The 11,407-nt window shown below is 76.0% G+C and carries 14 protein-coding genes and 1 riboswitch; of the genes, 6 read left to right on the top strand and 8 right to left on the bottom strand.

The annotated features are described in order from the left end of the window. Window position 1: 1 nt before the first annotated feature. The gene (locus tag ACI797_RS00645) at window positions 2-1,975 is read right to left on the bottom strand and encodes a putative cobaltochelatase (RefSeq protein WP_456856173.1); all 1,974 of its coding nucleotides are present in this window, start codon (window positions 1,973-1,975) and stop codon (window positions 2-4) included. 37 nt (window positions 1,976-2,012) lie between these two features. Then, window positions 2,013-2,129: riboswitch (cobalamin riboswitch) on the bottom strand. 244 nt (window positions 2,130-2,373) lie between these two features. Here ACI797_RS00645 and ACI797_RS00640 point away from each other — a divergent pair. After that, window positions 2,374-3,432: an AbrB family transcriptional regulator gene (locus tag ACI797_RS00640; protein WP_456856170.1), complete on the top strand. Its 1,059-nt coding sequence runs from the start codon at window positions 2,374-2,376 to the stop codon at window positions 3,430-3,432. A 65-nt stretch (window positions 3,433-3,497) separates the two neighbouring features. After that, complete coding sequence (locus ACI797_RS00635) at window positions 3,498-3,764, top strand: hypothetical protein (protein ID WP_456856167.1); 267 nt, start codon at window positions 3,498-3,500, stop codon at window positions 3,762-3,764. On the opposite strand, the gene ACI797_RS00630 is transcribed toward ACI797_RS00635, so the two are convergent. Next, window positions 3,658-4,488, bottom strand: coding sequence for a class I SAM-dependent methyltransferase (locus tag ACI797_RS00630; RefSeq protein WP_456856165.1), 831 nt, complete (start codon window positions 4,486-4,488; stop codon window positions 3,658-3,660). The genes ACI797_RS00635 and ACI797_RS00630 overlap by 107 nt on opposite strands. 94 nt (window positions 4,489-4,582) lie before the next feature. Between ACI797_RS00630 and ACI797_RS00625 the strand changes: the two genes are divergently transcribed. Beyond that, window positions 4,583-5,227, top strand: a complete 645-nt coding sequence (locus ACI797_RS00625) for a TetR/AcrR family transcriptional regulator (RefSeq protein WP_456856163.1) — start codon at window positions 4,583-4,585, stop codon at window positions 5,225-5,227. Window positions 5,228-5,248: 21 nt separating this feature from the next. Continuing rightward, the gene (locus ACI797_RS00620) at window positions 5,249-6,004 is read left to right on the top strand and encodes a maleylpyruvate isomerase family mycothiol-dependent enzyme (protein ID WP_456856161.1); all 756 of its coding nucleotides are present in this window, start codon (window positions 5,249-5,251) and stop codon (window positions 6,002-6,004) included. A 114-nt stretch (window positions 6,005-6,118) separates the two neighbouring features. Here the strand turns inward: ACI797_RS00620 and ACI797_RS00615 are convergent, their stop codons facing one another. Further along, window positions 6,119-6,634: a type II toxin-antitoxin system PemK/MazF family toxin gene (locus tag ACI797_RS00615; RefSeq protein ID WP_456856159.1), complete on the bottom strand. Its 516-nt coding sequence runs from the start codon at window positions 6,632-6,634 to the stop codon at window positions 6,119-6,121. A gap of 258 nt (window positions 6,635-6,892) precedes the next feature. On the opposite strand from ACI797_RS00615, the gene ACI797_RS00610 reads away from it, so the two are divergent. Next, entirely contained in the window at window positions 6,893-7,090 is a 198-nt protein-coding gene (locus ACI797_RS00610) for a hypothetical protein (protein WP_456856157.1), read from the top strand. Window positions 7,091-7,230: 140 nt separating this feature from the next. Here the strand turns inward: ACI797_RS00610 and ACI797_RS00605 are convergent, their stop codons facing one another. Continuing rightward, the gene (locus ACI797_RS00605; protein WP_456856154.1) at window positions 7,231-7,656 is read right to left on the bottom strand and encodes a VOC family protein; all 426 of its coding nucleotides are present in this window, start codon (window positions 7,654-7,656) and stop codon (window positions 7,231-7,233) included. 34 nt (window positions 7,657-7,690) lie between these two features. Next, a complete protein-coding gene (locus ACI797_RS00600; protein WP_456856152.1) occupies window positions 7,691-8,293 on the bottom strand; it encodes an MSMEG_1061 family FMN-dependent PPOX-type flavoprotein in 603 nt (200 codons plus the stop codon). Window positions 8,294-8,316: 23 nt separating this feature from the next. On the opposite strand from ACI797_RS00600, the gene ACI797_RS00595 reads away from it, so the two are divergent. Next, on the top strand, window positions 8,317-8,715 hold the full coding sequence (locus ACI797_RS00595; protein WP_456856150.1) for an acyl-CoA thioesterase: 399 nt from the start codon (window positions 8,317-8,319) through the stop codon (window positions 8,713-8,715). On the opposite strand, the gene ACI797_RS00590 is transcribed toward ACI797_RS00595, so the two are convergent. The 3 genes from ACI797_RS00590 to ACI797_RS00580 all read right to left on the bottom strand — a co-directional run bounded on the left by ACI797_RS00590 (window position 8,712) and on the right by ACI797_RS00580 (window position 11,370). After that, a complete protein-coding gene (locus ACI797_RS00590; protein ID WP_456856148.1) occupies window positions 8,712-10,253 on the bottom strand; it encodes a cobyric acid synthase in 1,542 nt (513 codons plus the stop codon). The two genes, ACI797_RS00595 and ACI797_RS00590, sit on opposite strands and share 4 nt — an antisense overlap. Continuing rightward, a complete protein-coding gene (locus tag ACI797_RS00585) occupies window positions 10,223-10,891 on the bottom strand; it encodes a lysophospholipid acyltransferase family protein (protein ID WP_456856145.1) in 669 nt (222 codons plus the stop codon). The genes ACI797_RS00590 and ACI797_RS00585 overlap by 31 nt, the downstream gene beginning before the upstream one ends. Window positions 10,892-10,968: 77 nt before the next feature. Further along, complete coding sequence (locus ACI797_RS00580) at window positions 10,969-11,370, bottom strand: ANTAR domain-containing protein (RefSeq protein ID WP_456856142.1); 402 nt, start codon at window positions 11,368-11,370, stop codon at window positions 10,969-10,971. Window positions 11,371-11,407 lie beyond the last annotated feature (37 nt).

The raw sequence follows: 11,407 nt of genomic DNA, 5'->3' as shown, positions 1-11,407 counted from the left end.
GTCAGGCCGCCTTCCGCGCGCTGCGCACCGTGGCCGCCAGCGCGTCGGCGGCCAGCTCCTCGAGGCGCAGCGTCTGCGCGCCGAGCGCGGTGCCGAGCGTGCCGGCCAGCCCCAGCCGGACCGGCCCGGACTCGCAGTCGACGACGACGGCGGCGGTCCCCTCGGCGGCCAGCACCCCGGCCGCGGCGTGCGCCCGGCCGAGATGGTCGCCGCCGCGCGCACCGGTGGCCCGCCCGTCGGTGACGACGACGAGCAGCGGCCGCCGCTGCGGGTCGCGCACGCGCTCGACGCGCAGGGTGTCGTGCGCGCGCAGCAGCCCGGCGGCCAGCGGCGTCCGGCCGCCGGTCGGCAGCTCGGTCAGCCGCGCGGCCGCCGCCTCCACCGACCAGGTGGGCGGCAGCGCCAGCTCGGCGGTCGTCCCGCGGAAGGTGACCAGCCCGACCTTGTCGCGGCGCTGGTAGGCGTCGAGCAGCAGCGACAGGACCGCACCCTTCACCGCGCTCATCCGCGCGCGCGAGCCCATCGAGCCGCTGGCGTCGACGACGAAGAGCACGAGGTTGCCCTCGCGGCCCTCCAGCGACGCCTGCCGCAGGTCCTCGCGGGCGATCCGCAGCCCCGGGCCGGTGCGGCCGCGGGCCACCTGGTGCGGTGCCGCCGCGCGCACGGTGTCGGCCAGGTGCAGCCTCGTCAGGGTGCCGGCCGGGCGGGTCGAGCCGACGACCCGCCCCCGCTCGGACCGGGCGCGGGACCGCCGGCCGGCCGCGCCCGCGCCGATGCCGGGCACCTCGAGCCGGCGGGCGCGGAACGGCTCGCCCGGGTCGACCGCGGCCCGCTCCGGCGCCGGTCCGGACGATCCCTCATCCGCTTCCGGCGCCGAAGGCGGGTCCGCTTCCGGCGCCGAAGGCGGGTCCTGGGGCGGGGACCCCCCGCCGTCGGGGTCGTCGTCGTCCGGCGGCTCGGGGTCGTCGGGGCGGGAGTTCTCCAGCGCCTGGTCGAGGGTGTCCTCGTCGAGGCCGGGGGCGTCGAAGGGGTTGCGCCGGCGGCGGTGCGGCAGCGCCAGGCGCGCGGCGACCCGCACGTCCTCCTCGGTCACCGCGTCGCGCCCGCACCAGGCGGCGTGCGCGATCGCGGCGCGGGCGGTCACCAGGTCGGCCCGCAGCCCGTCGACGTCGAAGGCCGCGCAGACCGCGGTCACCTGGCGCAGCGCCTCGTCGGAGAGGACGACGTGCGGCAGGCGGGCGCGGGCGTCGGCGATCCGGGCGGCCAGCGCGGTCTCCTCGGCGGCCCACGCGGCGGCGAAGCCGGCCGGGTCGGCGTCGTACGCGAACCGGCGCCGGACCACCTCCGCGCGCTCGGCGGGGTCCCGCGGCGCGGCCACCTCCACGGTGAGCCCGAAGCGGTCGAGCAGCTGCGGCCGGAGCTCGCCCTCCTCCGGGTTCATCGTCCCGACCAGCAGGAACCGGGCCGCGTGCCGCACCGAGACGCCCTCGCGCTCGACGTAGGCGGTGCCCATCGCGGCGGCGTCGAGCAGCAGGTCGACCAGGTGGTCGTGCAGCAGGTTGACCTCGTCGACGTAGAGCACGCCGCGGTGCGCCGCCGCCAGCAGGCCCGGCTCGAACGCCTTCACGCCCTCGGTCAGCGCGCGCTCGAGGTCCAGCGAGCCGACGACGCGGTCCTCCGAGGCGCCGACCGGCAGCTCGACCAGCCGTGCCGGCCGGGTGAGCCCGGGGGCGCCGGTGTCGTGCGGGCCGTCGGGGCAGGCCGGGTCGGGCGCGGCGGGGTCGCAGGCGAAGCGGCACCCGGCGACCACGTCGACCGGCGGCAGGACGGCGGCCAGCGCGCGCACCGTCGTCGACTTCGCCGTCCCCTTCTCGCCGCGCACGAGCACCCCGCCGACGGCGGGGGAGACGGCGTTGAGCAGCAGGGCCAGCCGCATGTCGTCCATGCCGACGACGGCGCCGAAGGGGTAGGTCAAGAGACCACGCGTCCTCTCCCCGGGTGTCCACGCCCGGAGGTGGCAGGAAGCGACGGCGGGAGTTCCTGACTGACCGGCGGGGACCGGCTCACAGTGGCGGGACCGCGCCGGAGTCGCACCGGCTTCCTCCACTGCCGTCGCAGTTCGGGGGTCATCAGACCACGGCCGTCCCGCGCGCCGACAGCCCACCCATGGCTCGACGATCCGGAAGTTGCGTCTCGACGAGTTGGAAAGTGATGCTGCGCGCTTCTCGACATGGAAGACGACGCCCTCGACCGCGACGCCGCGGCGGCCCAGCTGGCCGTCGCCGTGCTGGGCCGACGCTGGGGCCGGGCCTACGTCGCCGAGCTGCGCCGCATCGTCGGCGGGTGACGGGGTCGCAGGAGCACAGTGAGGGCGTGGGACGACGGGGACGGCGGCTGCTGGACCGGGCAGTCGTCGTCGTCGTGGGAGCCCTCGCGGGCCTGCTGCTCGACCTGGCGGGCGTCCCCTCCGCGCCGATCTTCGGCGGGCTCGTCGCCGGCCTCGCCCGCGCGCTCCTCGGCCGCGACACCGACCGGGTCCCGCAGCCGGTCGGCACCGCGTCGCAGGCGCTGATCGGGGTCTCGGTCGGTTTCCTCGTCGAGTCGGAGACGCTCGGCGCGCTGGCCGAGCACTGGCTGCCGATCGTGCTGGTCACCCTCGGGACGCTGGTGGTCAGCCTGGTGGCCGGGCAGCTGATGCGCCTGCAGCGCGGCATCAGCCCGGTCACCGGCGCCTTCTCGATGATCGCCGGCGGCGCCTCGGGCATCACCGCGGTGGCCCGCGACCTCGGCGCCGACGAGCAGGTGGTCGCCGTCCTGCAGTACATCCGCGTCCTGATCGTCCTGATCGCGATGCCGATCGTGGCGACGACGGTCTACGGCGCCTCCGGCGGCGTGGGCGCCGCGCCGGCGGAGGACGGGGCGGGCTGGCCCAGCGGCCTGCTGTTCACCGCCCTCAGCATCGCCGCCGGCCTGCTGCTGGGCCGCCTGGCGCACCTGCCGGTGGGCTCGCTGCTCGGGCCGATGGCGGTCGCCGCGACCCTCGACCTGACCGGCGTCTCGCAGGGGGCGACCGTGCCCCTGCCGCTGGAGTGGGCCGCCTTCCTGGCGATCGGGCTGCAGGTGGGCCTGGGCTTCACCCGCGCCGGCCTGCGGCTGGTGGGGCGCGCGCTGCCGCTCGCGGTGGCGCTCATCGTCGGCAGCGTGGTCGCCTGCGCCGGGCTCGGCCTGCTGCTCTCGCGCGCGACCGGCGTCGGCCTGCTCGACGGCTACCTGGCCACCACGCCCGGCGGCCTCTACGCCGTCCTGGCGACGGCGACCGGCAGCGGGGCCGACGCCACGTTCGTGCTCGCCGTCCAGGTGCTGCGGCTGTTCGTGATGCTGTTCTCCGCGCCGCTGCTCGCCCGCCTGCTGCGCCCGCGCGGGGAGCGGTAGCGGCGCGGCGTGGCGGAGCGGACAGCCGCGCCGGCGTGACCTGGGAGGATCGCGCGCCTACTGTCGTGGGTCCGGATCGCAGCAGGGGAGGGGTCGAGCTGTCCGAGCGCGCGTGGGTGTCCGACGAGGTCGGTGACGAGGACGCCGTCCTGCTCTTCGTCGGCGGCCCCCTCGACGGGCGGGTGCAGATCCGCGAGGCCCGCCACGGTCAGCCGCTGCCCACCATCACGCACGTGCACCTGCACGGCGGTCCCAAGGTGGTCCACCGCTACGACCTCGAGTCCCTGACCGCGCAGACCGGCGTCTACCACCTGCGCCAGCGCGCGAACTGAGTTCCCGCCGCCGCAGCACGTACCCCGTGTAGCCGTAGTCGCCGGGGTGCTCGCGGCGCAGGTCTATCTCCGCGCGGGCGGCCGTCAGCGCCGCCGCCGTCCCCTCGTCGGGGTCCGGCCAGGCGGCGATCCGCTCGGCCAGGGGCCCGTAGTACTCGTCCCACCAGTCGGACTCGGGCAGCAGTCGGGTGGCGAGGACGTCGTAGCCGGCCGCCTCGGCCGCCGCGACGGTGGCCGCCGCGTCCCGCATCGCGGGGTACGCCGACCAGAACTCCCGCGCGGCTTCCGACGGCGACGGTGTCGTCCACCCGACCTCCGTGAAGACCAGCGCGCCTCCGGGGACGAGCAGCCGGCGCCAGGTGCGCAGCGCCTCGTCCACGCCCATGAGGTAGGCCGCGCCCTCGCACCACAGCAGGTCGAAGGCGCCGTCGGCGTACGGCAGGGTCGTCATCGAGGCGTGCTCCGCGGTGACGGCGAGCCCGCGGTCGGCGGCCGCGCTCCGGAGCCGGTCGAGGAACGGCTCGTGGGTGTCGACGGCGGTGACCTGCAGCCCCTCCCCGGCCAGGACGAGGGCGGAGCGCCCCGGTCCGCACCCGATGTCCAGCGCCCGGTCGCCGGGCAGCGGCCGGACCAGGGCGAGCAGCTCCCGCGTCGTCGCGTCGGAGCCGACGCCCTCGCGCGGCAGGTCGGAGTGCAGGGCCCAGAACACCGCGGCGTCGTCCACGGCGGGCCACTGTGCCGCACCCCGGCCGCGACGGGGAAGCGATTTCCTATCGGCCGGTTGACTTCCTAACACCATTAGGAGAAGGCTTCTTGCCGTGAGCGCGACCGCCCCTCTCGACCGCCGGCACCGCCGGCGGCAGGAGACGATCGAGCAGGTGCTCGACGTCGCGGTCGAGGTCATGGGCGAGCAGGGCGTCGCCGGGCTCACGCTCGGTGAGGTGGCCCGCCGCATGGGCATCCGCCCGCCGTCCCTGTACGTCTACTTCGACGGCAAGCACGCGCTGTACGACGCGCTGTTCGAGCGCGGCTGGCGGCTGCTGCTGGCCGAGATGCGCGGCCTGCTCGCCGGGTTCGGTGACGGCGACCCCGTGCGTCACGTGCACGTGTACGCCGAGGTGTTCGTGCGCTGGGCGGTCGAGCACGCCGCCTACGCGCCGCTGATGTTCTGGCGGCCGGTGCCCGGCTTCGTGCCCAGCGAGCAGGCGTACGCGCCGGCGGTCGAGCTGGCGGCCCTGGGCCGGCAGCGGATCGCCGGCCTCCGCGCCGCAGGCGTCCTCGACCCCGGCGCCGACGTCGACCTGCTGTTCCGCACCTGGACGTCGGTCACGGCCGGCGTGATCAGCCAGCAGCTCGCCAACGGGCCCGGCGAGCCGTTCGAGACCGGCGCGTTCACCAGCGCCCTCCCCGACGTGGTCGCCATGTGGCTGGCCCACCACGGCGGCCCCCGCCTCCGCTCCTGATCCCTCCCCGGGAGGACCTCGATGTCCGCGAGCACCACCGTCCGACCCGCTCCCCGCCCGCCGCTGCTCGGCCGCGACGAGGCCCTGCGGCTGGCCGCCTCCGAGTACGGCCGGTTCGCCGCCCAGCTGCGCCGGCTCGATCCCGGCGACTGGGAGCGGCCCACCGAGTGCACCGCGTGGGACGTCCGGCAGATGGCCGCGCACGTCCTCGGGATGGCCGAGATGGTGGCCTTCCTGCGGCAAACCGTGCGGCAGAACGTCCTCAGCGCCCGCGCCGGCGGGGGCATCGACGCCCTCACCGGGCTGCAGGTGCGCGAGCGCGACCACCTCTCGCCGGAGGAGATCCAGGCGCGCTTCGAGGCGGCGCTCCCGCGGGCCGTCCGCGGGCGGCGCCGGCTGTCGCGGGTGATCGGGCGGCTGACGCTGCCCGAGGAGCAGGTCGTCGGCGTGCACACCGAGCGCTGGCGCTTCGGCTTCCTGTTCGACGTCGTGCTGACCCGCGACACGTGGATGCACCGCGTCGACATCGCCCGGGCGACCGGGCGCGAGCCCGAGCTCACCCCGGCCCACGACGGCGTCCTCGTCGCCGACGTGGTGCGCGAGTGGGCCGAGCGGCACGGCCGGCCCTACCGGCTGCGGCTGACCGGGCCGGCCGGCGGCACCTGGTCCGCCGGGCAGGACGGCGAGGACGTCGAGATGGACGCCGTCGAGTTCTGCCGCGTGCTCTCCGGGCGCGGCAGCGGTGCCGGCCTGCTCACCCAGCAGGTCCCCTTCTAGAAGGACCCTCCTGCCCCCCACCGCTCGCACGCTCGCGGCGGGCCCCTGCAGGAGGGCCGTTCCAGGACGTCACCAGCTCGGCGCGGGCCCCTGAAGGGTGGCCGTTCCAGCGCGTCACCAGCCCTGGGTGCGGCGGGCCTCCTCGACCACCCGCTCGAACCGCGCGCGGTCGAGCGCCGCGCCCTCCCGGCGGACGCCGGGGACCGCGAGCACCAGCAGGCGGTCCAGCCGCACCTCGCTCGGGCGGCCCCGGGGATCCCAGGGGCCGGTGCCCAGGTCGGTCCAGTAGCGGCCGTACCGGGCCTCGTCGGCGGCGTCGCGGTCGTGGTCGACGCTGCTCAGCTGCAGCGCCAGCAGGTCCTCGCCGCGCCGGCCGATGACCAGCACCGGCCGGTCCTTGCCCCGGCCGTCGCCCTCGTCGAAGGGCACCCACGCCCAGACGACCTCGCCGGGGTCGGGTGCGCCGTCCGGCCGGGGGCGCCAGCCGATCTCGTCGCCGGGGGCGGGCCCGCGCTCGACCGCGCGCGGCGGCTGCGGAGCGGTCGGCCGCGGCGCATCCGGCCGGCGGGCCGGCGCCCGGCGGCGGCCGAGCACCGTGCGGACGAGCCGGGTCAGGCGGGGAGCGGCCACGGGGAGCACCGTACGGACGGCGGGCGCTCCGTCGAGAAGGCGTTGCGTGCACGCCCGGACCGCGTGGCGTGCCGGATGTCGTGCACGGATCGCCTTCTCGGCAGCGGGTCGGCGCCGGGCGGCCCGATCCGTCGTCACATGAGACTCACGTGACACTCCGACACCAATTGGTTTCGAGATGGGTTCGATCTGCCGATACGGGGGCACGATGACTGGCACGGGGTGCTGTTGACCTGCCCCCCGGGAGAGGGGGGCTCCATGAACTCGGCCGAACCCGTGCGCCCGGCCGCCCCGCGTACCCGTGAGCCGAAGGCGAGCGTCCTGGCCGCCTTCCAGCTCGTGGAGGACGCCCGCTACCTCGGTAGCGAACGCCGGACCCGGCAGGAACGAGCCCGGCTGCTGGCCGAGCGGACCGTCGCCTACCGCAAGCTGGCCCGCGACCTCAAGGCCAGCTGACGACCTAGGCGACGCCCATGGCGTGACTCCGCGCGCCGTGGAAGGACCACGCTGCCCCCCACCGCTCGCACGCTCGCGGCGGGACCCTGCAGCGCGGCCACCATGGCTCGTTCCTCGCTGCGATGCTCCCGGCGCTGTCGTCACGCGACGCAGAACTCGTTGCCCTCCGGGTCGGCGAGAGTCGCCCACCAGTGCGGCCCCTGCGTCCCGCGGTGCAGCTCGGTGGCGCCCGCCGCCACCAACCGGGCGATCTCGGCCTCGCGCCGCTCCTCGCCCACCCGCAGGTCCAGGTGCAGCCGGTTCTTGACCGTCTTGCCCTCGGGCACCAGCTGGAACAGCACCCGCGGCCGCCCGGGGTCGGGCGAGGTGATCGCCTGCCCCTCCCGCCAGACCAGCGCCCCGCGGTGGGTCGCGGTGTCGGCCTCCGTGGCGTGACCGGCGTCCACCATCCGGCGGATGAACGCCGCGTCCTGCGGCTCCACCTCCCAGCCGAGGGCCTCGGCCCACCAGTCCGCCAGCGCGTGCGGCGCGGCGGAGTCGATCACCACCTGGAAGTCGGTCGCCATGCCGCCGGACCCTAGGGGTCCCCGGCGACAGTTCTCACAGCTCCAGGCTCAGCGCCGCCCGCATCCGCTCGGTGTCGAGCAGCGGCATCGACTCGTCGGCGCAGTGGTCGCGCAGCACCTGGCTGAACGTCGGGAAGGCCGACCGCTCCACCCGCCGCTCCGGGTCCCACAGCCCCGACCGCATCACGGCCTTGCCGCACTGGAAGTAGGCCGAGCGGACCTCGACCAGCAGCGCCGAGCGCGGCGCCCGCCCGAACTCGGTGAGGTCGAGGTCCAGCTCCCCGGCCGCCACCAGCGACCCCGTGCCGTAGACCCGCAGCGTCTCGTCGATGCCCGGCACCAGGAACATCAGCGCCACCCGCGGGTTGCCGGCGACGTTGCGCAGGCTCTCGACCCGGTTGTTGCCGGGCCGGTCGGGCAGCACCAGCCGGTGCGCGTCGAGCACGTGCACGAAGCCCGGGTCGCCGCCGCGCGGGGAGACCTCGGGCCAGCCGTCGGCGTCGGCCGTGGCGAGCGTCGCGAACGGCGACAGCGCGATGAAGGCCCGGCAGTGCTCGTCGAGCGCACCGATCTCCTTGTCCCTCGCCTTGGGGTGCGGGGTCTGGTAGCTGGCGAGGACGTCGGGGCCGGTCTGCACGGGCGAGACGCTAGCGTCCGGCCATGCCAGCCTCGTGGAGCTCCCCGGTCCGCTACGTCGAGTGCGACCAGCAGGGCATCGTCTTCAACGCGCACTACCTGGTCTGGGCCGACGAGGCCTCCAACGGCTGGCTGGAGTCGAGCGGGGTGTCCTGGGCGGAGCTCCGGGACCGCCGGATCGAGCCGGTCGTCAAGGCCAGCACCCTCGAGTGGAGCTCGCCGGCCCGCTGGGGCGACACGGTCACCGTCGAGTCGGCGACCGAGAAGGTCGGCCGCTCCAGCGTGGTCGCGCGGTTCACCGTCCGGGTCGGCGAGCGGGTCTGCTGCGTCGTCCGCACGACCTACGTCGCGGTCGACGAGGACGGCGCGGTGCCGTGGCCGGACGACGTCCGCACCCGGCTCACCGCCGGCGTCACTCCCTAGCGGCCGGCCCCGGGCGGCAGCAGCGGCAGGTCGGCCGGGGCGCCGTCCTCGACCAGCCGCCACAGCGCGTCGGTGTCGGCGTGCTCGGCCACCAGGTCCCCGAGCGCGTCGAGCCGGGCCTCCCGGACGGCGGCGAAGTCGGTGTCCGGCGCGGGCACGAACCGCCGGCCGGTCAGCCGCGCCACCTCGGCGAGGAATGCCCGGCGGAAGCCGTCGTTCTCCAGCGCCCCGTGCCACGTCGTGCCGAACACCGCGCCGGCCCGGGCGCCGTCGAGGAAGGGCTGGGCGGGTGGGTCGTCGGAGTGCCGGTCCACCGTGACCAGCCCGTGGTGGATCTCGTAGCCGTGCACCGGCTCGCCGAAGGCGGAGCCGACCGGGCGGCCGAGCGTCTTCTCGGGCGCGAACCGCACGTCGGCCGGCAGCAGCCCCAGGCCGGGGACGACGCCGGCGCGCGACTCCACCTCGTCGGTGATGGTGCGGGCGAGCATCTGGTGGCCGCCGCAGATGCCGAGCACGGGCGCGCCGGCGGCGGCACGGCGCAGCACGGCGTCGGCGAGGCCGGACGAGCGCAGCCACGCGAGGTCGGCGACGGTCGAGCGCGTGCCGGGCAGCACGACCAGGTCGGCGTCGGCCAGCTCCTCCGGGCGCGTGGCGTAGCGGACCAGCACGCCCGGCTCGGCGGCCAGCGCGTCGAGGTCGGTGAAGTTCGACAGCCGCGGCAGCCGGGCCACCGAGACGCGCAGCACCTCCTCGCCGTGCGGCGGGCCGGCCGGCTGCGCGGCCGCCCCGACGCCGAGGGAGTCCTCGACGTCGAGGTCGAGGCCGCCGACCCAGGGCAGCACGCCCAGCGTGGGCCGGCCGGTCAGCCCGCGCAGCGCGGCCAGCCCCGGCTCGAGCAGGCGGACGTCGCCGCGGAACTTGTTCACCAGGAACCCGGCGACCAGCCGCTGGTCGGCCGGCGGCATGAGCGCGACCGTGCCGTAGAGCGCGGGGAACAGCCCGCCGCGGTCGATGTCGCCGACCACGACCACGGGCAGCTGCGCCGCGGTGGCCAGGCCCATGTTGGCGATGTCGTCGTCCCGCAGGTTGATCTCGGTGGGGGAGCCCGCGCCCTCGCACACGACCACGTCGAAGCGGGACCGCAGGTCGGCCAGGCAGCCGAGCACCGTGTCGAGCAGCCTGGCCTTCATCGGCCGGTAGGACAGCGCGGTGACGTCGGCGACCGGCCGGCCCAGGACGACGACCTGGCTGGAGTTCTCGCCGCCCGGCTTGAGCAGCACCGGGTTCATCGCCGCCTCGGGGGCCACCCGGGCGGCCGCCGCCTGCATGACCTGGGCGCGGCCGATCTCTGCGCCGTCCGGCGTGACCATCGAGTTGTTGCTCATGTTCTGCGCCTTGAACGGCGCCACGGAGACGCCCTGGCGCACCAGCCAGCGGCAGATGCCGGCCGTGACGACGGACTTCCCGGCGTCCGACGTGGTCCCGGCGACGAGCAGCGCCCCGCCCGTCACGCCGCTGGTTCCGACGGGCTGCCCCACCCGGCCTTCTCCTGCCCCGACAGCTCGGCGATCGCGTGCATGATCCGGTCGGTCACCACCCGGCGGGCGCGCCCGTTGCCGGCCATGCCCTTCTGCTCGGGGAAGGTCAGCGGCTCGCCGAAGGTCACCGTGATGCGGGCCGGTCGCGGCCAGCGGGCCCCCACCGGCTGCACCTTCTCGGTGCCCGCCACCGCCACCGGCACGACCGGGCAGTCGGCGGTCAGCGCCAGCCACGCGACGCCGGTCTTGCCGCGGGCCAGCCGGCCGTCGCGCGACCGGGTGCCCTCGGGGTAGATGCCGAAGCCCTCGCCGTCCTCGAGCACCCCGAGCGCGGTGTCCAGCGCGGCCTGCGCGGCACGGTGCGTCTCCCGCTCGACCGGCAGCGCCCCCAGGGCGCTGAACAGCGTGCGGGAGAACCACCCGGTGACCCCCGTGCCGGTGAAGTACTCGGCCTTGGCCAGGTAGTGCACCTTGCGCGGGGCGACCGTCGGGATCGCGATGCTGTCGATGAACGACAGGTGGTTGCTGGCCAGGATGACCGGTCCGGTGAGCGGCACGTGCTCCCGGCCGGTGACGTGCGGCCGGAACAGCAGCCAGAACAGCGGCCGGATGACGAACCGGGCCAGGATGTAGAACACGCGGCGCTCTCTCCTCCTCGAAGGGGGCGTGCGCATTCTCCCGGACGGGCCGCGACCCTCCCGACGGCGGCCCTGGGCTAGCTCATCCGGCGCGACGGCGGGCAGGCGTCACGCAGGATCGCCCGGATGTCGTCGGGCAGCGGCGTCTTCCCGGACGCGGACTCGGTGAGCGCGCCGGCCACCTCGCGCACCTTGCGGTGCGTGTGGCTGGACATGTGCGCGAGCAGGTCGAAGGCCACCTGCTCGCTGCAGCACGTCAGCAGCATGAGGATGCCCTTGGCCTGCTCGATGGTGGCGCGGCTGGCCATGGCCTGGCGCAGCTGGTCCACCTCGAGCCGCAGCGCGGAGACGAGGTCCTCGTCGGCGGGGAGCCGCCCGGCCGGTGCCTCGGTGCGCGCGACCGGTGGACGGCCGTCGAGGGGGGCTGCGGAGGCGTGCCGCGGAGCGGTGCGGGGGCGGGCAGCGGTCGGAGAGACCATCGCGGGTACTCCTGTTCAGAGGCGCACCGGCGGTGCC

Source organism: Geodermatophilus sp. SYSU D00691, assembly GCF_054050275.1.
The sequence above is the reverse complement of the archived record's forward strand: the minus strand, read 5'-3'. Positions and strand labels throughout refer to the sequence as shown.